Origin of the sequence: Brachybacterium sp. AOP25-B2-12 (assembly GCF_052378625.1) — a bacterium.
Lineage (GTDB): Bacteria > Actinomycetota > Actinomycetes > Actinomycetales > Dermabacteraceae > Brachybacterium.
In genome coordinates this window covers 13,884-40,253 of sequence record NZ_JBQSXW010000010.1, presented here as the reverse complement: position 1 = coordinate 40,253, position 26,370 = coordinate 13,884, and the positions used below count along the sequence as shown (strand labels likewise).

Below are 26,370 nucleotides of genomic sequence, written 5' to 3'. Positions count from 1 at the left end.
CGCGGGCAGTCCCGGCGATCACGTCGTGGGGATGACAGCTGTCATGGGGTCCCCGGGGGCGTCACGGAATCGGGGCGACGCGACGCCCGGGCGCCGGTACGGTGCCGGGATGGCGATGCACGAGGATCAGCTCACGGTCACGACCGCCGCCGTCGAGCGCGCCCTCGCCACACACGCCCCTGACCTCGCCGGTCGTCCGCTGACCCGGCAGAGCACCTCGGCGACCACCAGCGAGATCCTCCGCCTCGGCGAGGACCTCGTCGTCCGCGTCCCCGTGCGGCGCACGGATCCCGCCGAGGCCCTGTCCACCGTGTGCGCCGAGCAGGCCGCGATGGCGGAGTTCGCGGCCCTGGCTCCGTTCCCCGCGCCGATCCCGGTCCGTGTCGTGCCGGCCACCGCGGCCGTGCCGATGCCCTTCGCGGTCACCACCTGGGTCCCCGGCACGGTGAGCACACCGACCGTCGTGCAGGGCTCCGAGGCCTTCGCCCGCGACCTGGTGCTCCTGCTGACGACGCTCAGGTCGGTCGACATCGGGTCCCGCCGCTTCGACGGCCAGGGCCGCGGAGGCACCCTCGGCGATCACCGGCCGTGGGTCCACGAGTGCCTCGACCGCAGCAGGGGCCTGCTGCCCGTCGCCGCCCTGAGCGCCCTGTGGGACGACCTCTCGGTCCTGCCTGCGCCGAGGGACCTGCGCCTGTGCCACCGGGACCTCATCCCCGCCAATGTGCTCACGGGCGGGGAGCGGCTGACGGGGGTGCTGGACACCGGCGGCTGCGCGCCGGCCGATCCCGCGCTCGACCTGGTCGTCTGCTGGCACCTGCTGGACGCACCGCGCCGTGCCATCGTCCGCGAGGCCCTGGCCTGTGACGACCCCGAATGGGTCCGTGGAGCCGCATGGGCGTTCGAGCAGGCCATCGGCCTGGTCTGGTACTACGCGACCTCGAACCCGACGATGGCCGAGCTGGGGCGCAGCACCCTGGCCCGGCTCCTGGAGGACGCGAGGCGCTGAGGGTGGGGATGTCCACCGGGACCGCGTGCCACCGTCACCGGTGCCGCAGGGATCATCGTGCGGCGGGCCCCTCCGTCCGCGCCCGGCGCAGGGTGACCAGGGCGATCACGGCGGCCACCAGCATCAGCCCCGCGCCGATCGCCGACGTCGCCACCGAGCCCGCGTCGAAGGCCGATGCGGCGGAGGTGCGCAGCGCCTCGCCGGCCTCGGCGGACAGACCCGAGGCCACCTGGCTCGCACCGCCCAGGGTCTCGCGCGCCGCGGTGTCCTGGGCCGCATCCAGCCCCGCCGGGACCTCCACGTTCGCGCGGTAGGTCGCGTTCAGGACGGAGCCCAGCACGGCCGTGCCCAGCACGGCACCCGTCTCGTACGCGGTCTCGGAGATCGCCGAGGCGGCGCCCGCCTTCTCCGCAGGGACGGCGGTGAGGATCAGGTCGTTGGAGATCGTCTCGGCCGCGCCGACCCCGGCGCCGAGGATCGCGAAGGCCACGACGAGCCCGAGGTCGGACCCGCTGTGCCCGGTCAGGAGCACCACGGTGTAGCCGATGGCGTTGAGGACCAGTCCGCCCGCGACCGCATGCCCGGGTCGCACCTTCTTGACCACCTGCACCACCAGCAGTCCCGAGGCGATGGTCACCGCGAGACCGGGCAGCAGCATGAGCCCGGCCTCCATCGGCGAGCGGCCGCTGACGAGCTGCAGGTGCTGGGAGATGTAGTAGAGGAACCCGACCAGGGAGAACACGCTCAGCAGGTTCGCGGCGACGGCCCCGCTGAACTCCGGGCGGGTGAACAGCCGCACGTCGAGCATGGGCGAGCGACGCGCGAGCTGACGGCGCACGAATGCGATGCCCGCGATGATCCCGACCGCGAACGCGACCACGGAGGCGAGGGTCAGGCCCTCGTGGGCGAACTCCTTGATGCCCCACACCAGCGGGACCATCGCCATCATCACGAGGGCGATGCTCGCGGGGTCCACGGGGCCCGGGTGCGGATCACGGGACTCCGGCACGAGCAGCGGACCCAGGACCAGCAGCGGGATGAGCACCGGCACCGACAGCAGGAACACCGAGCCCCACCAGAAGTGCTCGAGCAGGAAGCCGCCGACGATCGGCCCGAGCGCCGCGCCGCCGGAGAAGCCCGCGGCCCACACGGCGATCGCGAGGCGCCGCTCGGTGGGGTCGGCGAAGATGTTGCGGATCAGCGAGAGGGTCGCCGGCATGATCATCGCGCCGAAGAACCCCATCGCGGCGCGAGCGGCCACGAGCAGCTCCGGCGAGGGGACGAACGCCGCGACGGCGGACACCGCCGCGAAGCCCGCGGCGCCCACCAGCAGCAGGCGCCGACGGCCGATCCGGTCTCCGAAGCTGCCCATCGGCACCAGCAGGCCCGCGAGCACGAGGGGGTAGATGTCCACGATCCACAGCAGCTGCGTGCCCGAGGGTCTCATCGCCTCCGAGATCGCGGGCAGCGCGAAGGCGAGGACGGTGTTGTCGATCGCGATGAGGAGCACGGGGAGCATGAGCACCGCGAGCGCCGCCCAGCGGCGCGCGCTGCCTGTGCGCTGCGTGCTCGGTGCCGTCAGGCCGGTCGTGCTCATGATGTCTCTCCTCGAGGGTTCGGGGTGCGTCGCGCACGGGGTGGTCACGACGCGGCCATACTAAACCGTCCAGCCGGTACAGTTGCGAGGGACTATGGTCGAGGTCATGTCTGCACGCGACAGCATCCTGGACGCCCTCGAGCGGATCCTCAGCGACGAGGGCGAACGCGCGGCGACGCTCGATGCGGTCGCCGCGCACGCGGACGTCTCCAAGGGCGGGCTGCTCTACCACTTCCCCTCCAAGACCGCCCTCGTGGACGGGCTGCTGGCGCGCCTGAAGGAGCTCGGCGAGCTCGACCTCGAGAAGATGCGCGCCTCGCCCGACGGGCCCGTGCACTACTACCTCGCCAGCTCGAAGGCCGATGGCTCGGCCCTGGACCGGACGCTCGTGGCCGTGGCCCGCCTGGCACTGGGCGGGAACACCCATGCCCAGGGGGCCCTCGAGGCCACCCGCAGCGACTGGCTCGAGGCGATCTCCGAGGAGGTCCACGACCCGGCCGTCGCCGCCGTGATCCTGCTGCTGGGCGACGGCCTGTACTACGGCACCCTGCTCACCGGCGAGGCCGAGCACCCGGTCACCGACGAAGGGCTGCCCGACCTGCCGGCCCTGCTCGCCGTGGTGGACCGCCTGCGCCCCGGCGCCTGAGAGGCTCCCCCGCCGCGGAACGGCGGACCGTGCCGACCGGGCCCCGCCATCGGCCCCAGCGCCCGACCCCGGCGTCGGATCCCGGCGCCCGAGGGGCACCGTGCGGGAGTGCCATGCACCGTGCTGTGAGCACGATTCCCGCCCCGGCGGCGCTCTGTCCTACTCTCGCCGTGTGGTCATCCGATCCGCCCGCATGCCCGGGACCGCGACCACCGTCGACCTGCGCCTGGACACCGCCACGATCCGCGAGGTCGCGCCCCAGCTGACCCCGGAGCCCGGCGAGGAGGTCCTCGACGCGGGCGGCACGATCGCGATCCCCGGCCTGTGGGACCAGCACGTGCACGTGGGCCAGACCGCGCAGGGCTATGCGCGCCTGGACACCTCCGGGGTGCTCAGCGTCGACGCTCTGCTGGACCTGGTCCGCGGCGCGCTCGCGGTGCGACCGGCCTCGGCGGGGACCCTGGTCGGCTTCGGCCACCGGCTCGTGGGCCTCTCCGGCAGCCCCACCGTCTCCGCGCTCGACGCCGTCAGCGGTGACGTGCCGGTGGTGCTGATCGGTGTCGACGCGCACCACGCGTGGATGAACAGCGCCGCCCTGCGGGGCCTGGGCCTGCCGCCCCAGGAGGGGATCGTCGGGGAGGACCCGTGGTTCGACGCGGTCGCGCACCTCGACGACCTCCCCGGCGTCGCCGACGCCCAGGAGCACGGCGTCGAGCGCATGCAGCGCGACGCCCTCGCCCTCGGCGTCGTCGGGATCTGCGACATGGAATGGGCCGCCAACTGGGAGCTGTGGGCGCGCCGCGAGGCGCTCCTGCACGTGCGCACCGCGACCTACCCCTCGACCTTCGACCGCGCGCCCCACCCCTCAGGCACCCCCGTGGACGCCTCGGGCCTCGTGACCATGGGCCCGCTCAAGGTGATCGCCGACGGCGCCCTGGGCTCCCGCTCCGCCCGCTGCCGCCACGCCTACGGCGGCCAGGGGGCCGACGGCCACGGGATCCTCAACATCGACCCCGACCGGCTCGTGGAGCTCCTGCGTGGCGCGACGACCAAGGGCCTGTGGGCGGCCGTCCACGCCATCGGAGACGAGGCCGCCGAGGTCGCGCTGGATGCCTACGAGGCGGCGGGCGAGCGCGGTCGCATCGAGCACGCGCAGATGCTGACCGACACGGACCTGGCCCGCATGGCCCGTCTGGGCCTCGTCGCCTCGGTCCAGCCCGCGCACCTGCTGGACGACCGGGACCCCACCTCCGACATCTGGGCCGACATCGCCACCGAGGCCTTCCGGTTCCGCGACATGCTCGACGCCGGAATCCCCCTGGCCTTCGGCTCCGACGCGCCCGTGGCCCCGATCGATCCGTGGCTCGCGATGGCCGCCGCGGTCCACCGCAGCGCCGATGCACGCGACGCCTGGTTCCCCCACCAGCAGCTCCAGCCGCGCGAGGCGCTCGAGGCCTCGACCGACGGGGTGCGGGAGCTCGCCGCGGGCGGCCCGGCCGACGTGGTGCTCCTGGGCTCCGACCCCTTCGACGACGTGCCGCTCGAGAACGGCCTCATGCCCGAGCATGCCTCCCGGGAGGCCGCCGAGCGCCTCCGGGCCACCCGGGTGCTCGCGACGGTCGTCGCCGGGCGGGTCGCGTTCCGCGCCTGAACGTTCCGCCCGCCATGTGCGCAATGCCACGAGGGCGGCGCCTCGCCGTGCTCTCCCACCTGCTGGGATCATGAATCCGTCGCACCTCGGCGGATCACTGCCCGGGGCGGCACCACCCTCGAGGAGACCGCGTCCCATGCACGGCGGCGCGCACGACCCTGCCCGCAAGCCCCGGCTGCCCCGTCGTCGGACCGTGATGCTGATGGGGGCCGGCGCCCTGGGCGCCGCGACCGTCGCCACGCGTGCCGCGGCCGGCCCGGTGCCGGCCGACGCGCCGACCGCTGAGGCGGGGTCGGTGGCGGAGACGTCCCCGCTGCGCCGCTTCGGCTTCCTCATCGAGCAGCCTGCCGAGGTTCCCCCCGAGATGGTGGCCCAGAGCATGGACGAGGTCACCGCGCTCGGGATGGGCTGGGTGCGCTTCGGGATCGCCGCGGTCTCCGCGGTCACGTCCTGGGATGCCCCCGACGGCGGGATCGACTTCGCGCCCGAGGCGCTGCAGAAGGTCTCCGACGCGATCGACGCCGCGCATGCGCACGGCCTCAAGGTCTGCCTCATGATCATCGACGTGTACCCGATCGCCGAGGCGTCCGAGGAGCACTTCGTCCTCAAGATGCGCCAGTTCTGGACGCACCTGGGCCGGGAGCTCGGGTCCAGGGCCGACACGATCCAGATCTTCAACGAGCCCGACGGAGCCCACTACCGGACCTTCACCGACGTCGGGAACCCGCCCACGACCGCGTACCTCACCGAGCTCGCCGGGCGCCTCGTGCTCGCGCGCGAGGTGATCCGCGCCGTCGCACCGGACGCCCGGATCACCACCAACATCTTCGGCTACCCCGTGGACACGGAGATGGAGCGGCGCTGGCACCGGGTGCTGGACATCCTCTCCCCCGGCCTCGACCTCATCACGGTCGACGCCTACCCGCAGCTGGACGTCGAGGACATCGAGGACCTCCCGCACAAGCTCGGCCGCCTCGCCGAGCGCTACGGGAAGCCCGTGTCGGTCGGGGAGCTCGGCCTGAACACCTGCGCCGAATGCGGCACCGAGGACCAGCAGGCCGCCGCGTACGGGATGTACACCGATGCGCTGCGCGACAGTGTCGCCGAGTCGGTGTTCTTCTACCAGCTGCGCGACGGGGACCCCGTCACGCCGGACACCTCGTTCGGGGTGATCTCCCGCGACGGCTCGGTGCGCAAGCCGGCGTGGGACGCCCTGGCCCAGAGGTCCCGTCCCGTCTGACCGGGACGGGCCGGCGAGCATCGGCCCGGTCCACGGGGGCTCGCCGGGCCGCGGGCGGCGTGCCCGGCCGTGGGCGGCCTGCAAGGCCGTGGGCGGCGTGCCCGGCCGCGCCACGGCGCGGGACGGAAAACCCGTGGCGCACCATGCCCGCCCCGTCGTAGCGTGATCCCGTCATCGCCCGCGGCACGTCCGCGGGCCCGCGGAGAGGAGGACCCCATGGTTGCCGTCGTGCTGCCCCCTGCCGTCCTGCTGTCCGCCCCGACCTGCTGAGATCCACCGCGCGCCTACGAGCCGCCCGGGCCCATCGGCCCCTCGCAGGTCTTCCCCCACAGGGAGAATCCGATGACCCCGTCGTTCGACTTCGACACCTTCTACGCCACCTCGCTCGCCCAGCTCACGGGCGAGGGCCCCGCCGAGCTCGACCCCGATCAGCGCTGGTCCACCTGGCCCGAGACCGCCCACACGCTGGACCGCGGCCCCCAGCCCTTCCCCTCCTGGGTGGTGCAGCACGACGGAGCGATCGACACCGAGCTCGGCGTGCTCAAGACCGGCAAGGAGGCCGACGCCCACCTCCTCGAGCGCGCGCTGCCTGCCGCCGAGCGCACCGGGGCCGACGGCGAGGCCGCGCTGCTGGTGGCCAAGCGCTACCGCAGCCCGGAGCACACGAGCTTCCACCGCTCCCACGAGTACACCGAGGGACGTCGGGTGCGGGACTCCCGCGAGGCCCGGGCCATGGCGCGCGGCACCGCGTTCGGCCGGGAGGCCGCCGCCGGGCGCTGGGCACGGGCGGAGTTCGATGTGCTGGGCAGGCTGTTCAGCGCCGGGCTGCCCGTCCCCTACCCGGTTCAGCTCCTGGGCACCGAGGTGTGCATGGAGTTCATCGGCACGGACGACGGCGGGACCCCGCGGGCCGGGGCGCGCCTGCACGAGATGCGACCGGATCCGGAGCTCGCGGCCCGCTGGGCGGGCGACCTCCGGGGCATCGTGCTGGCCTTCGCGCGGCTGGGGCTGGCCCACGGGGACCTCTCCGCATATAACGTCCTGGTCGATCCGCGGGACGAGGCCCAGCGCCTGGTGGTGATCGACGTCCCGCAGGTCGTGGACCTCATCGCCCACCCCGCGGGGTCCGAGTTCCTGGCGCGGGACTGCCGCAACCTGTGCACCTGGCTGCGGGGTCAGGGCGCACCGGCCGCAGCGGTCGACGCCGAGGAGTGGGCGCGCGAGGCGATGAGCCAGGTGGTGTGACCGCGCGGGGCGGCCGCGCGGTGGTCGCGCCGCCCCGAGGGGCTCAGACCAGACCGTGGATCCGCGCGAACGGGTCGTGCGAGGGATCGGCCTGCACCTCGAGCTCGGCCCGGACCGTCGCGGTGCGGGCGGCCTCCGGGCCGACGGTCGCGGCGAGGAGCGCGGCGGCCATGTCCATCCCCGCGGCGACGCCGGAGGAGGTCCAGCGGTCCCGGTCCTCGACCCAGCGCGCCTCCGGCACCCAGGTGGTGCGCGCGCCGTGGCCCACGACCCAGGCGAAGGACATCTTGTTGCTCGTGGCGCGGTAGCCGTCGAGCAGCCCCGCCTCGGCCAGCAGCGCGGCACCCGTGCACACGGAGGTGACGATCCGTGCCCGGGCCGCGAGGATGCGCAGGCTCTCCAGGAACTCCGGATCGGACACGAGGGTGCGCGTGCCGCGACCTCCGGGGACCAGCAGGATGTCGGGGTCCGTCACCTCGGCCAGCGCCACGGGCGCCACGACCTCGACGCCGTGCGAGCTGGCCACCGGGCCCGCCACGGGCGCGGCGAAGTCCACCGTCATCCCCGGCGCCATGGAGAACAGCTGCACGGGACCGAACACGTCCAGGAGCTCGAACCCGGGGAACAGGACGATGGTGACGCGACGCTCGGCCGCGGCGGGATCAGAGGTCATGGCGCCGAGAGTACGCCTACGGTCACCACCGTCGTGCCACGGGTCCGGCTCCGGCGCCCCGGCAGGGGCGTGAGGCCTCACGGCACCGGTGCGGCGGCGTCGTACTGCCGGAAGCGCGGCACCGCCCGCAGGATCACCAGGGCCAGCGCCATGATGCAGACCCCGCCCAGCACCGGCGGGAACCACAGGGCGATCGCGGACGCCAGGACCCCGGCATAGAGATCCCCCAGCCGCGGCCCGCCGGTCACGACGACCATGAAGATCCCCTGGAGCCGTCCGCGCATCTCGTCCGGCGCCGCGGTCAGCAGCATCGAGGAGCGGAAGATGGCGCTGACCTCGTCGGCGGCGCCCGTGCCCGCCAGAGCGATGGCCGCCAGCACGAGCGGGACCGCCGCGACCCCGCTCCAGGTGGGGCTCACGGCGCCGAACACCCCCCACGTGGCGAGCAGGAGGACGGCGCCGAAGGCGAGGATGAACAGGCCGTAGACCAAGACGGCACCGGAGATGACGAGCCCGTACCGCCGCACCCTGCCCACGGACCCGGAGAACAGGCTCGCCAGGAACGTCCCGACGGCCGCGGAGGCCGTGAGCAGCCCGACGGTGGTGGGCCCGCCGCCGATCACGAGGGTGCCGGCGGCCGGCAGCAGCACGTACGGGCGCCCGAGGGTCATGGCCACGATGTCGATGAGGAACCCGGCGCGGATGCTCGGGGCGTCGCGGAGGAACCGCGCCCCGTCGCTCAGCGCCACGAGGCCCGGGCGCACCACCGCGGACAGCGGCGCCATCCGCGGCAGGGTCACGACCCCGAGGAATCCGGCGGCCGTGAGCACGACGTCGACGAGGAAGGTCAGCGGGAGGCCGATCAGGGCCGCCAGCACGCCCGCGAGCGCCGGGCCCACCGTGAGCTGGATGCCCGTGGCGATGCCGCCGAGCGCCGCGGCCGCGGGGACGCGGGCGGCGGGCAGGAGCCGCGGGTACACCGACATCCGCGTCGCGCCGCTGATGGTCGCCGCGACGGCGTTGACGGTCGCGGCCAGGTAGTACGGGAGGACGTCGAGGACGGTGCCGTCCGCGGCGCCCAGGTGATGGCCGATCGCGAAGGCGGCGATCGCGACCGTCGAGACCCAGCCCGCGATCGTCGAGACGAGGAGGACCCGGCGCCGGTCGAAGGCATCTGCCAGCATCCCGCCCCACAGCCCCGCCACGACCATGGGCAGCAGGGCGATCCCGCCCACCAGGGAGACCGCGAGCGTGGAGCCCGTGAGGTGGTAGATCTGCAGGCCGACGGCGACGACGGTCAGCTGGGCGCCGATCCCGGAGATCGCCGTGCCGGCCCACAGGCGCGCGAAGGCTGGGGACTCCCGCAGCGGCGTGATGTCGACGAGGTGGGTGCGGCGGGCCGCGCTCATCGCCCCTCTCCCGCGCGCTCGGACAGGGATCGGATGGGCTGCGGGGTCACCGTCGCACGGCCCGCGTCACGAACACGCCGGCCAGGCACAGCACGCCGCCCACCAGCATGATCGGCGTGGGCACCTCCCCGAGCAGGAGCCAGGACAGGAGGATCGCGACGGCCGGGACCGCGTAGGTGGTCGCCGCAGTGCGTCCGGCGCTCGTCCGCTGCAGCACGTAGGCCCAGGTGGTGAAGGCGATCGCGGTGGGGAAGATCCCGGCGTAGACCACCGCGAGGGTCGCACCGAGCGGGGCCGCGGCGGCGTCGTGGACGGTCGCCGGGATCCACGGCAGCAGGGCGATCGTGCCGGCGAGCGCGCCCGTGAAGGTCAGCGTGGTCGAGTCGACGGTGCGCAGCAGGCGCTTCTGGATCAGGGTGCACGAGGCGTAGAGCACGGCCGCGGCGAGCGCGAGCAGCAGGCCCAGCGGCTTCGCGCCCTCCCCGCCCGCAGGGAGGCCGATGAGCACCACGCCGAGGAAGGAGATGGGCGCCCCGATGAGCAGTCCGCGCGGGAAGCCCTCGCGCAGGGCGAGCCCCGCGATCGCGACCACCATGAGCGGGGCGAGGTTCACGACCATGGCGGCGGTGCCGGCGTCGATCATGAGCTCGGCGGCGTTCAGCGCGAGGTTGTAGAGGCAGAACCACGCGATGCCCCACACCGCGACGAGCGGCAGGTCGCGGCGGGCGGGCCATCGGATCCCGCGGCGCACGGCGATCAGCCCGAGCACCGCGGTGCCCACGGCCATGCGCAGGAGCGCGAGCGCCCCCGGGGAGTAGTGCGGTCCCGCTCCCCGCACGACGATGAAGGCGGAGGCCCACAGGACCACGGTCACGGCCGCGGCGGCGAGGACCAGAGGGTCGTTCTCGCGCGGGTGGGCGCCGGTCGCGACGGGAGCGGAGGAGGGCTCGGGGACGGTCACGCCGTCAGATCATCCTCCGCGGGCGCGACGAAGACCAGTGGGGCTCGGGCTCGGCGCCCGCGCCGTGGCTCACAGGGCCGGTGGGACCACCGCGAAGACCACGGCGAGCACGGTCAGCAGGGTCGCCGTGATCCCCGCCGCGTACCAGCGATGCAGGGTCCGGAAGAAGGCCCGATCGATCCGCCCCGCCTGGGCGCGCACCGCGAGGCGGTTCTGCATCGGGACCAGCAGGAGGACCAGGATCAGCGGGCCCGTGCGCACGGCGTCGGCGGGGATGACCCCCATGCCGGCGAGCACCCGGGTGGTGATCGTCAGCGCCATGCCGACGGTCACGACGATCAGGAGGGACCGCGTGCTGGCGTGCAGCCGGGGCAGGCGGGGAGGGTCGGTCGCGACGGCGGTCATGGCTCGGTCCTCTCGGGCGGTTCCGCGGCCGGCGTCGGGCGTCGCATTCTTGGATCGCAGGACTATCCCGATGAATCGGCAACCGTCCGCGCACGCTCGGGGTCGTCGGGCGTCACGCTGCGCACCGCGGCCGTCACAGAGCGGATGAACAGCAGCAGCCACACCAGCACGGTCGAGGCCGCGCCGAGCTCGAACGCCGTCGTGTTGAGGTACCCGACGCCCTTCCACAGCACCAGGCACGTGATCAGCAGGCCGATGATCACGAGCGTCGCCGCCTGGAACGCGCCGGGAAGGCGGCGGAACATCAGCGGGAACGCCACGAGCGCCGCCGCGAACACGACGATCAGGCTCTGCGCCGCGGCATCGTGCCAGTCCTTGTCGATGTTCACGGGGATCAGCCCGACCGCGACGAGCAGCACGCCGAGCACCACCATGCACACCCGCACGTAGACGGCGCGCCAGTGCGGCACCCCGGTGGCCTCGGCCCACACGCCCAGGTCATGCGCGAGGAAGTCGCCGATCGCCACGAGGGCGAGACCCGCCAGCAGCAGCGTCAGGTTGAAGGCGAGCCCGGCCTCCCCGCCCACGGCTCCGAGGAAGGAGAAGTGGTGCTGCCACCACAGCGGGTCCGGGGCCGTGAAGGCGCTGGCCATCACCCCGGTGGCGAGGAAGGCCGCCAGCAGCACCGCCAGGGACTGCGTCGTCATCTCGCTCGCGGAGACGACGCAGATGTAGGTGCAGATCCCGCAGGCCGCCGCGACCCAGAAGGTGCCCGCCCAGGGATCCAGCGCGAGGCCCCGGAACGCGTTGGCGAAGACCGCGAACAGCACGATCGTCAGCAGGAAGCTGAACACGGCGTGCAACGCCGCCAGTCCCAGGATGTTCAGCCAGCGCCGGAACCGGCCGATCTCGCGCATCCACGGCTGGGCGTGGAGCATGAGGGTCGCACCGGCGACGACGAAGGCGATCCCGGAGGTCCCCGTCGCGGCCAAACCCGCGACGGACCCGATCGAGCCGCGCCCGGACAGCGGACGGGTGCCACCCAGGGACAGGAGCCCGACGATCCCGCCGACGAGGATCCCGGCCCCCGCCAGGAGCAGCGCCGCGTTCTCGGCGAAGGCGGCGTCGCGCCGGGGTGCGGCGGTCGAGGTGGCCTGCATGCGGCAAGTGTTCCACCTGGGCGGAACGCGGTCAGCACTGCGTGGCGGGCGCCTCCCACGCCAGCGTGTACCGGAAACCCAGCCGGTGCCGCATGCGCGCACCCGGCAGCTCACGCCGCGCGACCGCCCGGATCGAGGAGAAGGACAGCGAGGGGTCGGCCACGGGGATCGGTGCTGCGGGGGCGTCGGCCGGGTGGGGCCAGGGGTGCTTGACCAGGCCGATCAGCGGGTTGGTGACCATCGAGGCCACGTCCCAGGCACGATCGCGGGGTGTGCGCGGGACGGCGAGGCCCACCACCAGGAGCCGCCCTCCCGGTGCGAGGAGACGCCGCACCTCCTGCAGGGCGGGGGCGAGCTCGAGATGGTGCAGCACGGCCACCATCGTCACCAGGTCGAACGGGCCTTCGAGCGCCTCGAATGGCGTGCCCGCTATCCGCACCGCGGGGATCCCCGTGCAACGGTCCGCCGCGGCGCGGCGCATCGCATCGTCGCGATCGATCCCGAGCACGGTGTCGAAGGAGGGCGCGAGCTCGGCCACGAGCCCGCCGCGCCCGCATCCCACGTCGAGCGCCGCGTGCCGGCGCTCGGGGAGATGCGCGAGGATCCAGGAGTGGAAGTGGTCGTTGTGGTTCCACGGATGACGCGCGTTGAGGTCGCCGAGCGCGCGGGCGGCCGGGATCCCCCATCGGGTCGCGGCGAGGTCACGGATGCCCATGGGCACAGCCTGCCATCCGGCATCCGGTTCGTCCGGGGGTCGTGCCACGATGGCCGCATGTCCCGTTCCCGCCGCTCCGCAGACCCCGGGTGGCGCGATCTCCTCGACGGGCTGTCGGCCGCCGGGCCGGGTCCCGGTGCCGGTGACCTGCCGCTCGCGATCGGCGTGGACCTGCTCACCGGCTTCGGCGGCTTCGGGTTCTCGCGGTTCGGTGCGAGCCCGGCCGACGTCCAGGACGTCCGCGACGGCTCGCCGCTGGCCGTGGCCCTGCGGCCGCTGCGCCCGGGCGCGGCCGACGGCAGCTGGGTCCGCGGCTCCCTGACCTGGAAGCGCTTCCGGTACGCGGGGGCCTCGGCATCGTCCTCCGGAGGTCTCGAGGCGTACCGCCCCGGGCATGCCGAGCTGCTGGGGCGCCTGGTGCGCCTGCATCTGGCCGAGCATCCCTTCGGGACCGACCCCGGGGACGTCCTGCGGCTCGACGAGTTCCGCGGGCCCGATGCCTGGACGCTCCTGGACCTCGCACGGCGCTCCGGCGTTCAGCTCGTGGGCACCGGCGCGGTGGGCGGGGTCACGCTCACGGCGCCGGCCCGCGTCTCGGTCGAGCTGCGCCGCGCGGGCGGCGGTCTCGACGTGGCACCGAGCATCGAGATCGACGGCGAGGACGCCCCCCGCAGGGGCCTCTCCCCGTCCGGCACCGGCGGGTTCTTCGCGGTCGAGCCCGGACCGGGCTCCCGCACGGTGCACGTGGACCTCGTCCCCCTCGCCCAGGCCCTCCCGCCGTCGATCGCCGGCCTGCTCACGCGCGCCGAGCCGCTGCGGGTCCCCGGCGCCGAGGTCGAGGACTTCCTCACCGACCTCGCGCCGCAGCTCCGGGCACGGATCCCCGTGCGCTCGTCCGACCCCGCGATCACGGTCCACGAGCATGTGCCGCCCCGCCTCGTGTGCGAGGTCGCCTACGGCACCGGGGATGATCTGGTGCTGCGGTGGTCGTGGGAGTACCGCGCACCGCGCCGCACGCTGCCGCTGGCCAGGCCCTCGCGAGCCCCGGACCGCGACGCGGCCCACGAGGAGGACGTGCTCGCGCGGGTCGGAGCGATCCGTGCCGGGCTCGCCGACACCGAGCGCCAGGAGCTCACGGGTGTCGAGGCGGCGGAGTTCGTCGAGGAGGCACTCCCTCAGCTGCTCGCCCTCGAGGCGGTCACGGTCCGGGAGGACGGCGACCGACCCGCGTACACCGAGGTCACCGGCACCCCGCACCTGCGGATCACGCAGGTCGAGCCGCCCAACGGGCACGCCCAGGACTGGATGGGCCTCGGCTTCATGATCACCCTGGGCGGGCAGCTGGTGCCCTTCACCGCGGTGTTCAGGGCTCTGACCTCCCGTCAGCGTTCCGTCATGCTCCCCGACCGCTCCTACGCGCGCCTGGACCATCCGATGTTCGCGCGGCTGCGGGAGCTGATCGCCGAGGCCGAGGCGATGGAGGAGTGGGAGCCCGGCTCCCCCGCCGTCAACCGGCGGGCCATCGAGCTGTGGGCCGACTTCGAGTACCTGGCCGACGAGACCGTCGAGGCGGTCTCCTGGCGCGAGAGCGTGGGCCGCCTGCGCGACCTCACCGACGTGCCGGTTCCCCCGCTCCCGGCAGGGCTCGACGCCCGGCTGCGCCCCTATCAGGCCGAGGGCTACGCCTGGCTGGACCTCCTGCGCACCCATGGACTCGGCGGGATCCTCGCCGACGACATGGGCCTGGGCAAGACCCTGCAGACCCTCACCGCGATCGCCCGCGCCCGCGAGGTCGATCCCGCGGCGCCCCCGTTCCTCGTGGTCGCCCCGTCCTCCGTGCTCCAGGTGTGGAGGGCCGAGGCCGAACGCTTCACACCTCACCTCGACGTTCGCCTGGTCGACTCGACGTCCGCGACCCGCGGCGCCGCGCTGGCGGAGACGACCCGCGGTGCGGACATCGTGGTCACCAGCTACACCCTGCTGCGCCTGGACGCCGACGAGCACATCGACGCGTCCTACGCGGGGCTGATCCTCGACGAGGCCCAGTTCGTGAAGAACCCCGCATCGCGCGCCCATGAGGTCGCCACGCTCGTCCGCGCCCCGTTCCGGCTGGCCATCACGGGCACACCCATGGAGAACTCGCTCGAGGACCTGTGGGCGCTGCTGGCGATCACCGCCCCCGGTCTGTACGCCTCGCGGCGGGCGTTCCGCGAGCAGTACGTGCGGCCGATCGAGAAGCCCGACCCCTCCGAGAGCGGTCGTCGCCGCGCCGAGGACCGCCTGGCCCTGCTGCGCCGGCGGATTCGCCCCTTCATCCTGCGGCGCACCAAGGACGTCGTGGCCCGGGACCTCCCCGATCGGCAGGAGCAGGTGATCCGGGTGCCGCTGCGGCCCGCGCATCGGCGCCTCTACGAGCGGATCCTGCAGCGGGAGCGCCAGAAGCTGCTGGGGCTGGTGGAGGACATCGACCGGCACCGGTTCATCGTCTTCCGCTCCCTGACGCTGCTGCGGATGCTCGCCCTGGACCCTGCGATCGTCGACCCCGAGTACGAGGGGGTCGTCTCCTCCAAGCTCGAGGACACCCTCGAACGGCTCGACGAGGTGATCGCCGAGCACCACCGCGTGCTCGTGTTCAGCCAGTTCACCTCGCACCTCGAGCGCGTCGCGGCGCGCCTGGCCGATCGCGGGATCGCCTACGCCTACCTGGACGGCTCGACCACGCATCGCGAGAGGGTCGTGCGCGCCTTCCGCGAGGGCGAGGCGCCGGTGTTCCTCATCAGCCTCAAGGCCGGCGGCTTCGGCCTCACGCTCACCGAGGCGGACTATGTGTTCCTGCTGGATCCGTGGTGGAACCCCGCCGCCGAGGCCCAGGCCGTCGACCGCACCCATCGGATCGGCCAGGAGCGCCGGGTCATGGTCTACCGGATGGTGGCCGCGGGGACGATCGAGGAGAAGGTGCTCGAGCTGCAGGAGCGCAAGCGCGCCCTGTTCTCCGCGCTGACCGACGACGGGACAGCCTTCGCGGGTGCCGTCACGGCCGAGGACGTGCGGATGCTGCTGGGCGGCTGAGGGGGAGGCGGTCCGGGGATCGGGTCTGCGCGCGTCGCCAGCGCAGATGCTGCGCCCGGGTCTCAGCTCGCCGCCGACGCGGCGGTCCGGGTCTCCTCGCCGTCGAGCATCGCGGCGAGCGCGAGCGCCACCCCGTCCTCGGTGTGCGGTCCGCAGGTGCGGTCGGCGATCGCCAGGACCGAGGGGTCCGCGCTCGCGACCGCCCAGCCGGTCCCGGCCCAGGAGAGCATCGGGATGTCGTTGGGCATGTCCCCGAACGCCCAGACGTCCGCGGCCTCGATGCCGAGGTTCCCGCACCAGGAGGCGAGTGCGCGGGCCTTGGTCATCTGCGGTGGCCCGATCTCTGCGAGCCCTCCGGCGCACGAGGTCGACAGGAGCGCACGGTCGCCGATCACGGCGCGCACCCGCGCCCGGAACTCGTGCGGCGCGAGCACGCTGGACTGCGCGAGGAGCTTGCCCACGGGATCGGTGACGACCTCCAGCGGACCGACCGTCTCGCTGCCGATCTCGGGGACACCCTCGGGCGTGCCCGCCGGGTACCCCGGCTCCCGATGGAAGCCGTCAGCCAGTTCGACCGAGAAGGACGTGCCCTCGATCTCGCGCAGATCCGCGATGAGCCGCGAGGTGAGGTCGGGATCCAGACCGTGGGTCTCGAGGATCTGCTGGTGCGCGGCGTCGTACACGAAGGCTCCGTTGGCGCAGATCACGACGCCGTGGTCGCCCGTGATCCCGGCCAGGTGGTCCACCCAGCGCGGTGGCCGCGCGGTGACGATGACCGTCTCGATGCCGTCGCTCCACAACCGTCGCCAGATCCGCGCGGTGCGCTCGGTGATCGTCCCCGAGCCGTCGAGCAGCGTCCCGTCCAGATCGGACGCCACAAGCCGGGGCCGCTTCATGGCACGAGTCTACAGCGGTCAGCCGCCACGTCCGTCCGGTCCGCCTCTGCCCATGCCCTGACTGCGGACGGTGCGAGGTGTCCACCGGGTTCGCGCGCTCCGGGCCCCGATAGCTGGTCGGTCCCGGCGCCCGGGCCCCACTCGTCACCGGCGACGAAAGAGCCGTCGGAACAGGCCTCGACGCTCACCCGGTGCCGTCGAGGCCACGGCTGCGGCCGGGCTGCCACCACCCTCCCGAGCCTGTTCGTCCCTCCACCGCGCCACCCGCTCCTCGACGTCGACGGTCGGGGCGAGCATCCGTGCGAGCGGGTTCCGGGCGCGGTCGGCGAGGACACGCGCGTTGAAGTCCTCGAGATGCTCGCGGACGTCGTGCTCGGTGGGGAGGGACCGCGACGTCTCCGAGAGCGTCTCGGCCTCGCGGCGCAGCAGCATCACCGGAGGCAGCAGCGCATCTCGGTCGAGGTCGTCGTCCTCGAGCTTCCGCTTGATCCACCAGTCCGGATCCTCCTGGCGCGGGAGGTCGAGGGGCTTGCCCGCGCCCGGGAGGTCGTCGAAGTCGCCCCGGGCGATGGCCGCCTCGATGGCGCTCTCGTGGCGCGCCGCGTCCGGGGGCATCGGCGGGCGGCGCGGCCCATGCGACCGGCCGTGCGGAGAGCGTTCCGGGTCCGGGCTGTCGGCCATCAGCGGGCCGATCCTCTCGGCGGGGCCTCGGGATCGGCCATCAGCCGTCCGCGCGCGACTGCTCGGCCAGCGCTGCGAGGCGGTCGATCGAGGCGAGCAGGTTCTCCGAGGTGGTCCGCCGCGCCCGGGCCTCGCGCGAGGGGTCGTGCAGGTCGGTCCACTCGTAGGTGTGGACCACGAGCGTCGTCCCGTCCTCGAGCGGCGAGAGCTCCCAGCGCCAGAGGTGCCCGGGGGGCTGCTCGCCCTCGGGGGCGGGCAGCCAGGCGATCCGCAGGCCCTCATCGAACTCGACGACGTGGTTCTCCCGGATCGCGCCCTGCCCGGTCAGGACGGTGCTGAACACGTCCCCCACCTGCCGCACGCGCTGCCCGGAGGCCGCCTCGGCGAGGTTGTCGTTGCCGTCCCACTCCGGCTGCCGGGCGGGGTCGGCGATCAGTTCGAAGATCACCCCCGCGGGGGCATCCACGATCCGCGAGGCCGAGACGACCCGCGTGTCGTCGTCGAGGCTTCCGAGGTGCTGCTCTGCGCTGGCGTCGCTCATGACCTCATCGAAGCACGTCGACGGCGCCGGGTCACGGGATCGGGCGGTGGAGTGGACGTCGGATGGGGCGGCCTCCGTGCACGTGGCGGCACCGCGGGTGCACCGTTCGGCATGTGCCCGATCGCGGCTGGGGTGCCCTTGGGCTCGACCTCACGCGTGTTCTGGACGCCCTCGGGCCGGACCGCACCCAGTTCGGACCGTCCTCGGAACCGACCGCAGCCCTGCTCGCGCCGCCCTCGGGCCCCACCGCACCCGTTCCGGTGCGCCCGCGGATCCGACCTCACCCCGATGCGGGCCATCCTCGCTCCCGACCGCTGCCCAGCTCGCGTCGTCCGTGCACCTCGGCCTCGGTCCTGGCCGCTCCCGGTACTCGACCTCAGTCCAGCCCGGGCCGCCCCTGGAACACGATCTCGCGGAAGGCGACGCGATAGCCCAGCCGCTCGTTGATCCCGATCATCCACGGGTTGACGTGCGAGTTCCACGTCACGAGCACCTCGACGCCGCCTGCCAGACGCGCGAACGCGCGGTGGTTGGCGACCTTGACCGCGAGCCCGAGCCGATGGCCGCGGTGCTCCGGCATGACCAGGGTGTTGCCCTGCCACGCGAGCGTCGTGCCCTCCTCGACCCCGTACCCGATGTCGGTGCCGCCCGCGAGGGATCCGTCCGGCGCGACGGCGACCGTGGCCAGCCATCGTGCCCCGGTCCGGCGGCGACGGTCCTCCATGTACCGGATCCGTTCGGGGGTGTACTCGGCGGGCTCGTTCTCGACGTCCTCGTCGGGGTCGTCGAGGTCCAGCTGCCGCAGCAGCGTCCCGTAGCCCACGAGGTGCTCCTCGGGGACCTCGTCCTCCCAGGTGAGGATCGTGTAACCCGCATCGCGCTCGCGGGCCTCGGCGTCCAGCCGATCGAGCAGGGCCGGGTCGACAGGGAGGTCGAGCGCCCGACAGATGGAGACATTGCGACGCTGGACGCCGAGGCGCGCGGCGAGCCTCTGCACCGGGTGCGCGGGGTCGTCGACGTCGCCCTCCGCGGGGACCTCGCCCCAGGTGCCCACGAGTGGGCGCCCGGAGGCACGGACCGCCGGGACGATGGCCTCCTCGAGCAGTGCCGTCGCGATACCGTGCCCGCGGAACGCGGGGTGCACCGAGATCCCGACATCGACGGCCTCGAGGTTCTCCTTCTGCGGCAGGTACACGCCGGCGCTCGCGACGATCGACTCACCTCCCTCGACGGTTTCCGCCACCGCCACCCAGGTCTGCCGATGCCAGTACGGCGTGGACTCCAGTCCCACGCGCGTCTGCTCGACCGACTGCGGCTCGACGGCGCCGAAGGCGTCCCGCTCGCAGGCCTCCGACAGCGCGGCGAGCTGCTCGAGCTCGATGCCGGAGCTGGGGTCGACGGGTCGCACGATGAAGTCCATGGCCACAGCGCACCACGTCGGGTGTGCGCACGTCGAGGGCTTTTCGGGGTCGGTCGGGGGCAGGTGCGGGACCCCCGAAGGTCCGGGCAGGGTGGGCGAGCGGCAGGTGTGGGACACACGGTGGCCAGGGTGGGCCTGCGGCCGGATCGGGCCACCCGATGACCCAGGCGAGCCGGGCCAGCGAGCGGAGCAAGGCACCCGACGGTCCGGGCGGGCCGCGCGCTCGCGACCGGTCCCGCACCACGGTCGTCTCCCGTGCGGGCGTGCAACAACCTGACTGTGGGCGCCCACGCCCTCAAAAATCGGAGGGCTCGGGCGCCCACAGTCAGGTTCGTGCACGAGGCCGCGGGCGATCGAGGCACGCGCGACCCCGAACGCCACGGCCACACCCGACATCCCTGGCACAATCGCCGCCATGCCCCCCGTCGCTCCTGCCCCTCGCGACAGCGCGCCCGCCGCCTCGGAGGCCGTCACCGCCGACGCCTCCTGGATCGCGCCCGCCGCCGCCCGCCCGAAGGTGCGCTTCCCGCGCGCCGGCGGCGCCGATCGCTTCACCCACCTCCTGTCCCCGCTGGACCTGGGGCCGTTCACGGTCCGCAATCGCATCGTCATGGGGTCGATGCACACCGGCCTCGAGGATGCCCGCGACGACGTCCCGCGCCTGGCCGCCTTCCTCGGCGCGCGGGCCCGTGGCGGTGCCGGACTGCTGGTCACAGGCGGATACTCCCCCAACCGCACGGGACGGCTGACCCCGCACGGCGCGCAGGTGACGCCCGCCCTGTTCGCCTCCCACCACCGCATCACCGACGAGGTCCATGCGGCCGACGGCCGGATCCTCCTCCAGCTGCTGCACGCGGGGCGCTATGCCTTCCATCCGCTCGCGGCCTCGGCGTCCTCCTCGCGTTCGCCGATCTCCCCGTTCCGCGCGCGACGGCTCTCGCGCCGCGGCGTCTCGCGCACCATCACCGACTTCGCCCGCGCCGCATCGCTCGCCACCGGTGCCGGGTACGACGGCGTCGAGATCATGGGCTCGGAGGGCTACCTGCTCAACCAGTTCCTCGCGCCCCGCACCAATCACCGCCATGACCACTACGGCCGCGACGCGCAGGCACGGCGGGCGGTGCCGCTCGCGATCGCCCGCGCCGTCCGGGAGGCCATCGGCCCCGACGCCCTGCTCACCTACCGCATCTCGCTGCTGGACCTGGTCCCGGGCGGCCAGGACGCGGAGGAGACGGAGGCCCTGGCGCGGGAGCTCGTCGCGGCAGGGGTGGACGTCCTGGCCACCGGGATCGGCTGGCACGAGTCGCGGGTGCCGACGATCGCGACCTCGGTGCCGCGCGGCGCGTTCGTCGAGGCCACAGCCCGCCTGCGGTCCATCGTGGACGTTCCCGTGGTCGCCTCCAACCGGATCCACGACCCCGCGCTCGCGGAGCAGGTGATCGCCCGCGGCGAGGCGGACCTGGTGTCGATGGCACGCCCTCTGCTGGCCGATCCGGACCTTCCCGCGAAGGTCGCCGCCGGTCGCGCGGCGGAGGTCGTCGCGTGCATCTCGTGCAACCAGGCGTGTCTCGACCGCGTCTTCGTCGGGGAGCGGGCGTCCTGCGTGGTCAACCCCCGCGCGGCGCACGAGACCGACCCGTCGCTGACGCTGCTGACGGTCTCGTCCCTGCGCCGCCGACGGGTCGCCGTCGTCGGCGCGGGGCCTGCGGGCCTCGAGGCCGCGATCTCCTCGGCCGCGCGCGGGTTCGTCACCACGCTCTTCGAGGCCGAGGACGAGATCGGCGGCCAGTTCCGCTACGCCGCGCGGATCCCCGGCAAGGAGGAGTACGCGTCCGCGATCCGTTCGTGGGGCACACGCCTGCTGACGCATGGCGTGGGCGTGCGCCTGTCCACGCGCCCGGACGCCCGGGAGCTCGCCGGGTACGACGAGGTGGTCGTGGCCACGGGGGTCCGACCCCGGGTGCTCGACCTCCCCGGCCTGGACCCGGCGGCCGCGCGCCCGGACGGCGCCCCGCAGGTCATCTCGTACGCCGACCTCCTCGCGGGCACCGCGCAGGCCGGCGAGCGCGTGGCCGTGATCGGCGCCGGCGGGATCGGCGTGGACGTCGCCGAGTTCCTGACCTCGCCCGACCCGTCGCTGAGCCTCGACCCGGCCGCGTGGCGGCGCCGCTGGGGCATCGTCGATCCGGCCGTGGCCCGCGGCGGGCTGGGCACCCCGGAGGCCGATGCCGCGAAGCCCGCCTCAGCGGACGCGGCCTCCTCGGAGGATGCCGGGGGCCGAGACGGTGAGGCCGGCAGAGCGGACACGGCACGTGGACCGAGCAGGGCAGGCAGAGCAGGCGCGGCAGACGTGCCGTGCACCGCAACCCCTGCGACCGCCGCGGGCACCGCGGGCACCGCGGGACCTGCACACGCCATCGACGCCCCGGACACCCGCGCGCCCCGACGCCGTGAGGTCCATCTGCTCCAGCGCAAGGACTCCAAGATCGGCGCGGGCCTGGGCCGGACCACCGGCTGGGTCCACCGGGCCGAGCTGCGCCATGCCAGGGTCATCGAGCACCGCGGCGTCGTCTACCGGTCCGTCGACGAGCGCGGCCTCCACCTCACGGAGGCCGGCGTGCCCGTCACCCTGGACGTCGACACGGTGGTCGTGTGCGCCGGTCAGGAGTCCGAGCGCACCCTGGCAGACGCGCTCGCCGCGCTCGCCGAGACCGCCGCGGGCCCCCGCGTGCACGTGATCGGCGGCGCCGACGTGGCCGCCGAGCTGGACGCCGAGCGCGCCATCCGCCAGGCGGTCGAGGTCGTCGCCGGGCTCTGAGCTGCGGTGCAGGGACCTCCCGCCAGGCCCCGCGCCCCTGGTTCCATCCCGGCGATCGGCCCCCGTCGGATTCCGCGCGCCGGCCGCACCTCGGCATCGCGCTCCCCGCCGCCGCCCACGTCCAGGTCGTAGGCTCCGGGGCATGCAGCCGCTGACGTACGACGACCAGACCATCCTCATCACGGGCGCGAGCTCGGGCCTCGGCGTCGAGTACGCCCGGCGCCTCGCCGCGCGCGGCGCCGACCTCGTGCTCGTGGCCCGTCGCGCCGACCGCCTGCAGGCCCTGGCCTCCGAGCTCACCGAGCGCTACGGGGTCACCGTCACCGTGATCGTCAAGGACCTCTCCGAGCCCGGTGCGGGCGCCGAGCTGCACGAGCGCGTCACGCGCCAGGGCGTCGCCGTCACCGCCCTGTTCAACAACGCGGGTTTCGCCAACAGCGGTGCCTTCCACGACATCGCCCCGGAGGATCTCGCGCGGGAGGTCGCGGTCGACGTCGCGGCGGTCGTCGACGTCACGCGCGCCTTCATCGACGACCTGCGGGCGGCGCCGCAGGGGATCCTGGTCAACCTCTCGAGCGTCGCCGGTTACCAGCCCGACCCCTACCTCGCGGTCTACGGGGCGTCCAAGGCCTTCGTGCTGTCGTTCACGGAGTCCCTGCACGAGGAGGCCCGCGGCACCGCGCTGCGGGTGCTGGCCGTCTCCCCCGGGCCCACCGAGACGGAGTTCTTCGACGTCGCCGGGCAGGGTGCCGCGGGTGGGCTGCCCGTGATGTCCGCCGAGGACGTCGTCACCGAGTCCCTCGCCGCCCTCGAACGCCGTTCGCCGCCGCCGTCGATCGTGCCCGGCCGCTTCAACCGGGGCCTCGCGCGCGCCGGACGGCTGATGCCGCGCGCCCTGGTGTCCCGCACCGCCGGGGCGATGATGCGCCGCTACTCCGACGGGTCCTAGCGGGCCCCGGGAACGCGTCCCTGCTCGTCACGGGCACCTAGACTGCGCTCATGCCCCGCGTGCTCCACACCGCGCAGGCGCTCGTGGACCACGTCATCGAGGTCCCCGCGCTGCCGGCCCCCGGTGACAACACGAATGCCTCCCGCGCCGTCCTGTACGCGGGCGGGGCGGTCAACACCCTGCTGGCGGCGGCCCGTGCAGGTGCGAGGGCCGTCCATGGCGGAGCGCACGGGACGGGGCCGCACGGCGATCTCATCCGGGCGGCGCTGACCGCCGAGGACGTCACCCTCTCGGACCGTCCCGTACCCGACGAGGACACCGGCGAGTGCATCGTGCTCCTCGAGCCCTCCGCCGAACGCACCTTCATCACCGTCTACGGCGCCGAGCGCCGCGTGAGCGCGGCCTCGCTGGCGCGCCTCGATCCGCGTCACGGGGACCTCGTCTGCTTCTCGGGGTACTCGCTGTACCCGCCCACCCGGGATCCGCTCCTGACCTTCCTCGGGACCCTGGACCCCGGGGTCGGGCTGGTCCTGGACCCCGGCGCCCCCTTCGCGCGCTTCCCCGCCGAGCTGCGGGACATCGTGCTCGCCCGCACCACCGTCTGGACCTCCAACGCCGAGGAGGCCCGTGAGCTCACCGGGCTGGACGACCTCGCCGCGTGCGCCGCCGCGATCCGCGACCGCCTGCCGCGGGAGGACGCCGTGGTCGTCGTCCGCGACGGCGCCCGCGGATGCCTGGTGCTCGAGGCGGGGACGGTGCACGAGGTGCCCGGGTTCCCGCAGGTGCCGGTGGACACCAACGGCGCGGGCGACGCCCACACGGGCGTGCTCCTGGCCGAGCGCACCCTCGGGACGGCGTGGCCCGAGGCCGCGCGCCGCGCGAACGCCGCGGCGGGGATCGCCGTGACGCGACCCGGGCCCGCGACCAGCCCGAGCCGCGCGGAGGTCGATGCCCTGCTCGCCGCGACGGACGCACCGGCCACGGCGCACGCACCCTGACGCGGACGACCGCATCGGCGGCTCGCGCGATACCGGCCCCCGCGCCATCAGGTGTGTGGATCCTGCGCGGTTCGGACATCGGGACCAATGGCCTGGTGCGCCCAGCGGCGTGATCTGTATCATGTACTGACCGGTACAGCTGAGGGTCTCCCGCGCGCCATCGAGGCACCGCGACGGTCGCCACGGACCGCACCGACGCCGCCCCGGAGGCCGACCCCCGTCGGACTCCGCATCTCTTGGCAGCGTCGCGCCCGGCGCACCGCCCCGAACCCGCTGACGCCCGCCGACCCGCATGATCTCGCCGATGCCCCTGGAGGTGACCACGATGGAAGACACCGCTCCCGCACCGCCCCGGCCCTTCGCGGGCCCCGTCCCGCCGCAGAGCGCCTCGCCCAGCGCCCCCACCAGCCTGTACGACTTCTCCGCCCGTACGATCACCGGGGTCGACCAGGACCTCGCCGCATACCGCGGCACCGTCACGCTCGTGGTCAACACCGCGAGCCGCTGCGCCTTCCGCCGCCAGTACGAGGACCTCCAGCAGCTCCAGCTGCTGTACGGGGACCGCGGCTTCACGGTGCTCGCCTTCCCGTGCGACCAGTTCCTCCACCAGGAGCCGGGCACCGACGCCGAGATCGAGGAGCTGTGCCGCACCTCGTACGACGTCACCTTCCCGATGTTCTCCAAGGTCGACGTCAACGGCCCCGCCGCGCACCCCGTGTTCCGCTGGCTGCGCGGCGAGAAGGGCGGGATCGTCGGCGGCCGCATCGCCTGGAACTTCACCAAGTTCCTCGTCGGCCCCGACGGCCAGGTGATCCGCCGCTACGCCCCGCCGATTCCGCCGCTGCGGATCGCGCGACGCATCGAGCAGGCGCTCGAGAACGGGCCCGCGATCCCCTGAACCACCGGCGATGTCCGCCCGTCGTGGCGTCTCGCCCGATGCCTCGTCCCCCCCCTCATCGGCGGGCCGAGGCGTCCAGCGCGCCACCAGCGATGCTTGGTAGCGTGGATCACACGAGTGCCGCGCCCATCGACGGGCGCCCGATCACCCCAGGGGGTTCTCCATGGAAGGTGCCGTCGCCGCGATCGTCATCGTCGCCATCGTCATCGTCGTTCTCATCATCTTGTTCGCGCTGCTCTTCGGCGGCCTGCGCACCAGCATCCTGTTCACGGTGCACACGCAGGAGAACATCATCGTCGAGCGCTTCGGCAAGTTCCAGCGGGTCGCGACCCCGGGCCTGAACATGAAGATGCCGTTCATCGACACCACCACGCGTCCCATCTCGCTGCGGATCCAGCAGCTCGAGGTGAACATCGAGTCCAAGACCAAGGACAACGTGTTCGTGACCGTGCCGGTCGCGGTGCAGTACGTCATCAAGGAGCAGCAGGTCGTCGACGCCTACTACCGGCTGTCCAACCCCGAGGCGCAGATCCGCTCGTACGTGTTCGACACGGTGCGTTCGGCGCTGTCCGGGCTGAACCTCGACCAGGCCTTCGAGTCCAAGGACGACATCGCCCGCAACGTCGAGGAGACGCTGTCCCAGCGCATGCAGGAGTTCGGCTTCAACATCGTCAACACCCTGGTCACGGACATCTCGCCCGATGGGCGCGTCCGCGATTCGATGAACTCGATCAACGCCGCGCAGCGTGACCGCGTGGCCGCCCAGTCGCTCGCCGAGGCCGACAAGATCAAGCGCGTCACCCAGGCCGAGGCCGAGGCCGAGTCCAAGCGCCTCCAGGGTGAGGGCGTCGCCGCCCAGCGCAAGGCGATCGCCATGGGCATCGCCGAGCAGTACGAGATGCTGCGCAAGGTGGGCATCGAGAACTCCGCCGAGCAGCTGCTGCTCATGACGCAGTACTTCGACACGATGCAGGACATCGCCCGCAACGGCCGCTCCAACGTCCTGTACCTGCCCTCGAACCCGGGCACGGTCGGGGCGATGGGCGACGAGATCCGCAATGCGATCCTGCAGGGTCAGGCCGCGCACGAGGCCGACAAGAACGCCGACGCCGCCGAGCGCACGGCGGGCGACCTCCGCCGGAGGCAGGAGGCCCAGCGCAAGTCCGAGCAGGACCGGCGCCGCGCCGAGATCGATGCCCGCAGCAACGCCGAGCGCGCCCAGCGCCAGACCCGCGAGGCCGCCCAGCAGGCCCAGGACCAGATCCCGCCGTGGGCACGCCCGGGGTTCAACCCCGAGGGCTGATCACCGCATCCGGAGCACGGCGCCCCGAGGGGAGCCGATCCCCGGGGCCGTGACCCGACAGCAGGAGGGGCCGGACGCGAGAGCGT

General features: G+C 73.7%; 22 protein-coding genes. 11 read left to right on the top strand and 11 right to left on the bottom strand.

Features of this window, described 5'->3' with window-relative positions:
- The first annotated feature begins 109 nt into the window (after window positions 1-109).
- Entirely contained in the window at window positions 110-1,009 is a 900-nt protein-coding gene (locus ACT3TZ_RS08940) for a phosphotransferase (RefSeq protein WP_444583059.1), read from the top strand.
- Window positions 1,010-1,061: 52 nt separating this feature from the next.
- Here ACT3TZ_RS08940 and ACT3TZ_RS08935 read toward each other — a convergent pair whose 3' ends face one another.
- The gene (locus tag ACT3TZ_RS08935) at window positions 1,062-2,606 is read right to left on the bottom strand and encodes an MFS transporter (RefSeq protein ID WP_444583058.1); all 1,545 of its coding nucleotides are present in this window, start codon (window positions 2,604-2,606) and stop codon (window positions 1,062-1,064) included.
- A gap of 106 nt (window positions 2,607-2,712) precedes the next feature.
- On the opposite strand from ACT3TZ_RS08935, the gene ACT3TZ_RS08930 reads away from it, so the two are divergent.
- The 4 genes from ACT3TZ_RS08930 (at window position 2,713) to ACT3TZ_RS08915 (ending at window position 7,388) form a co-directional block, all read left to right on the top strand.
- Window positions 2,713-3,252: a TetR/AcrR family transcriptional regulator gene (locus tag ACT3TZ_RS08930; protein ID WP_444583057.1), complete on the top strand. Its 540-nt coding sequence runs from the start codon at window positions 2,713-2,715 to the stop codon at window positions 3,250-3,252.
- A 172-nt stretch (window positions 3,253-3,424) separates the two neighbouring features.
- Window positions 3,425-4,903 carry an amidohydrolase family protein gene (locus ACT3TZ_RS08925; protein ID WP_444583056.1) on the top strand — a complete coding sequence of 493 codons (1,479 nt, stop codon included), beginning with the start codon at window positions 3,425-3,427 and terminating at the stop codon, window positions 4,901-4,903.
- 136 nt (window positions 4,904-5,039) lie between these two features.
- Entirely contained in the window at window positions 5,040-6,143 is a 1,104-nt protein-coding gene (locus ACT3TZ_RS08920; RefSeq protein WP_444583055.1) for a hypothetical protein, read from the top strand.
- Between the two features lie 342 nt (window positions 6,144-6,485).
- The gene (locus ACT3TZ_RS08915) at window positions 6,486-7,388 is read left to right on the top strand and encodes a serine protein kinase RIO (protein ID WP_444583054.1); all 903 of its coding nucleotides are present in this window, start codon (window positions 6,486-6,488) and stop codon (window positions 7,386-7,388) included.
- Window positions 7,389-7,431: 43 nt separating this feature from the next.
- On the opposite strand, the gene ACT3TZ_RS08910 is transcribed toward ACT3TZ_RS08915, so the two are convergent.
- The 6 genes from ACT3TZ_RS08910 to ACT3TZ_RS08885 all read right to left on the bottom strand — a co-directional run bounded on the left by ACT3TZ_RS08910 (window position 7,432) and on the right by ACT3TZ_RS08885 (window position 12,711).
- Entirely contained in the window at window positions 7,432-8,061 is a 630-nt protein-coding gene (locus ACT3TZ_RS08910; RefSeq protein WP_444583053.1) for a DJ-1/PfpI family protein, read from the bottom strand.
- A gap of 77 nt (window positions 8,062-8,138) precedes the next feature.
- A complete protein-coding gene (locus tag ACT3TZ_RS08905) occupies window positions 8,139-9,470 on the bottom strand; it encodes an MFS transporter (RefSeq protein ID WP_444583052.1) in 1,332 nt (443 codons plus the stop codon).
- A gap of 46 nt (window positions 9,471-9,516) precedes the next feature.
- Window positions 9,517-10,431, bottom strand: coding sequence for a DMT family transporter (locus tag ACT3TZ_RS08900; RefSeq protein WP_444583051.1), 915 nt, complete (start codon window positions 10,429-10,431; stop codon window positions 9,517-9,519).
- 69 nt (window positions 10,432-10,500) lie between these two features.
- Complete coding sequence (locus tag ACT3TZ_RS08895) at window positions 10,501-10,836, bottom strand: hypothetical protein (RefSeq protein WP_444583050.1); 336 nt, start codon at window positions 10,834-10,836, stop codon at window positions 10,501-10,503.
- A gap of 62 nt (window positions 10,837-10,898) precedes the next feature.
- A complete protein-coding gene (locus ACT3TZ_RS08890; protein ID WP_444583049.1) occupies window positions 10,899-11,996 on the bottom strand; it encodes a hypothetical protein in 1,098 nt (365 codons plus the stop codon).
- 31 nt (window positions 11,997-12,027) lie between these two features.
- Window positions 12,028-12,711: a class I SAM-dependent methyltransferase gene (locus ACT3TZ_RS08885; RefSeq protein ID WP_444583048.1), complete on the bottom strand. Its 684-nt coding sequence runs from the start codon at window positions 12,709-12,711 to the stop codon at window positions 12,028-12,030.
- A 57-nt stretch (window positions 12,712-12,768) separates the two neighbouring features.
- On the opposite strand from ACT3TZ_RS08885, the gene ACT3TZ_RS08880 reads away from it, so the two are divergent.
- Window positions 12,769-15,780: a DEAD/DEAH box helicase gene (locus ACT3TZ_RS08880; protein WP_444583047.1), complete on the top strand. Its 3,012-nt coding sequence runs from the start codon at window positions 12,769-12,771 to the stop codon at window positions 15,778-15,780.
- Window positions 15,781-15,842: 62 nt separating this feature from the next.
- Here the strand turns inward: ACT3TZ_RS08880 and ACT3TZ_RS08875 are convergent, their stop codons facing one another.
- The 4 genes from ACT3TZ_RS08875 to ACT3TZ_RS08860 all read right to left on the bottom strand — a co-directional run bounded on the left by ACT3TZ_RS08875 (window position 15,843) and on the right by ACT3TZ_RS08860 (window position 19,318).
- Entirely contained in the window at window positions 15,843-16,676 is an 834-nt protein-coding gene (locus tag ACT3TZ_RS08875) for an HAD family hydrolase (protein WP_444583046.1), read from the bottom strand.
- A 144-nt stretch (window positions 16,677-16,820) separates the two neighbouring features.
- Window positions 16,821-17,357 (bottom strand): J-domain-containing protein, encoded by a 537-nt coding sequence (locus tag ACT3TZ_RS08870; RefSeq protein WP_444583045.1) that lies wholly within the window; start codon window positions 17,355-17,357, stop codon window positions 16,821-16,823.
- A 40-nt stretch (window positions 17,358-17,397) separates the two neighbouring features.
- The gene (locus ACT3TZ_RS08865) at window positions 17,398-17,898 is read right to left on the bottom strand and encodes an SRPBCC family protein (RefSeq protein ID WP_444583044.1); all 501 of its coding nucleotides are present in this window, start codon (window positions 17,896-17,898) and stop codon (window positions 17,398-17,400) included.
- A 376-nt stretch (window positions 17,899-18,274) separates the two neighbouring features.
- On the bottom strand, window positions 18,275-19,318 hold the full coding sequence (locus ACT3TZ_RS08860) for a GNAT family N-acetyltransferase (protein ID WP_444583043.1): 1,044 nt from the start codon (window positions 19,316-19,318) through the stop codon (window positions 18,275-18,277).
- A gap of 415 nt (window positions 19,319-19,733) precedes the next feature.
- On the opposite strand from ACT3TZ_RS08860, the gene ACT3TZ_RS08855 reads away from it, so the two are divergent.
- The 5 genes from ACT3TZ_RS08855 (at window position 19,734) to ACT3TZ_RS08835 (ending at window position 26,284) form a co-directional block, all read left to right on the top strand.
- Entirely contained in the window at window positions 19,734-22,136 is a 2,403-nt protein-coding gene (locus ACT3TZ_RS08855) for an oxidoreductase (protein WP_444583042.1), read from the top strand.
- Window positions 22,137-22,278: 142 nt separating this feature from the next.
- Window positions 22,279-23,085 carry an SDR family NAD(P)-dependent oxidoreductase gene (locus tag ACT3TZ_RS08850; RefSeq protein WP_444583041.1) on the top strand — a complete coding sequence of 269 codons (807 nt, stop codon included), beginning with the start codon at window positions 22,279-22,281 and terminating at the stop codon, window positions 23,083-23,085.
- Window positions 23,086-23,135: 50 nt separating this feature from the next.
- Complete coding sequence (locus ACT3TZ_RS08845; protein ID WP_444583040.1) at window positions 23,136-24,083, top strand: PfkB family carbohydrate kinase; 948 nt, start codon at window positions 23,136-23,138, stop codon at window positions 24,081-24,083.
- A gap of 325 nt (window positions 24,084-24,408) precedes the next feature.
- On the top strand, window positions 24,409-24,981 hold the full coding sequence (locus ACT3TZ_RS08840; protein ID WP_444583039.1) for a glutathione peroxidase: 573 nt from the start codon (window positions 24,409-24,411) through the stop codon (window positions 24,979-24,981).
- Between the two features lie 163 nt (window positions 24,982-25,144).
- Window positions 25,145-26,284 carry an SPFH domain-containing protein gene (locus ACT3TZ_RS08835; RefSeq protein ID WP_444583038.1) on the top strand — a complete coding sequence of 380 codons (1,140 nt, stop codon included), beginning with the start codon at window positions 25,145-25,147 and terminating at the stop codon, window positions 26,282-26,284.
- Window positions 26,285-26,370: the final 86 nt, after the last annotated feature.

Coding starts and splice junctions, on each gene's coding strand:
- ACT3TZ_RS08865 (WP_444583044.1), bottom strand. CDS start 17,898: ATGAGCGACGCCAGCGCAGAGCAGCACCTCGGAAGCCTCGACGACGAC.
- ACT3TZ_RS08895 (WP_444583050.1), bottom strand. CDS start 10,836: ATGACCGCCGTCGCGACCGACCCTCCCCGCCTGCCCCGGCTGCACGCC.
- ACT3TZ_RS08890 (WP_444583049.1), bottom strand. CDS start 11,996: ATGCAGGCCACCTCGACCGCCGCACCCCGGCGCGACGCCGCCTTCGCC.
- ACT3TZ_RS08840 (WP_444583039.1), top strand. CDS start 24,409: ATGGAAGACACCGCTCCCGCACCGCCCCGGCCCTTCGCGGGCCCCGTC.
- ACT3TZ_RS08875 (WP_444583046.1), bottom strand. CDS start 16,676: ATGAAGCGGCCCCGGCTTGTGGCGTCCGATCTGGACGGGACGCTGCTC.
- ACT3TZ_RS08930 (WP_444583057.1), top strand. CDS start 2,713: ATGTCTGCACGCGACAGCATCCTGGACGCCCTCGAGCGGATCCTCAGC.
- ACT3TZ_RS08835 (WP_444583038.1), top strand. CDS start 25,145: ATGGAAGGTGCCGTCGCCGCGATCGTCATCGTCGCCATCGTCATCGTC.
- ACT3TZ_RS08905 (WP_444583052.1), bottom strand. CDS start 9,470: ATGAGCGCGGCCCGCCGCACCCACCTCGTCGACATCACGCCGCTGCGG.
- ACT3TZ_RS08880 (WP_444583047.1), top strand. CDS start 12,769: ATGTCCCGTTCCCGCCGCTCCGCAGACCCCGGGTGGCGCGATCTCCTC.
- ACT3TZ_RS08860 (WP_444583043.1), bottom strand. CDS start 19,318: ATGGACTTCATCGTGCGACCCGTCGACCCCAGCTCCGGCATCGAGCTC.
- ACT3TZ_RS08920 (WP_444583055.1), top strand. CDS start 5,040: ATGCACGGCGGCGCGCACGACCCTGCCCGCAAGCCCCGGCTGCCCCGT.
- ACT3TZ_RS08885 (WP_444583048.1), bottom strand. CDS start 12,711: ATGGGCATCCGTGACCTCGCCGCGACCCGATGGGGGATCCCGGCCGCC.
- ACT3TZ_RS08855 (WP_444583042.1), top strand. CDS start 19,734: ATGCCCCCCGTCGCTCCTGCCCCTCGCGACAGCGCGCCCGCCGCCTCG.
- ACT3TZ_RS08870 (WP_444583045.1), bottom strand. CDS start 17,357: ATGGCCGACAGCCCGGACCCGGAACGCTCTCCGCACGGCCGGTCGCAT.
- ACT3TZ_RS08915 (WP_444583054.1), top strand. CDS start 6,486: ATGACCCCGTCGTTCGACTTCGACACCTTCTACGCCACCTCGCTCGCC.
- ACT3TZ_RS08935 (WP_444583058.1), bottom strand. CDS start 2,606: ATGAGCACGACCGGCCTGACGGCACCGAGCACGCAGCGCACAGGCAGC.
- ACT3TZ_RS08940 (WP_444583059.1), top strand. CDS start 110: ATGGCGATGCACGAGGATCAGCTCACGGTCACGACCGCCGCCGTCGAG.
- ACT3TZ_RS08845 (WP_444583040.1), top strand. CDS start 23,136: ATGCCCCGCGTGCTCCACACCGCGCAGGCGCTCGTGGACCACGTCATC.
- ACT3TZ_RS08910 (WP_444583053.1), bottom strand. CDS start 8,061: ATGACCTCTGATCCCGCCGCGGCCGAGCGTCGCGTCACCATCGTCCTG.
- ACT3TZ_RS08850 (WP_444583041.1), top strand. CDS start 22,279: ATGCAGCCGCTGACGTACGACGACCAGACCATCCTCATCACGGGCGCG.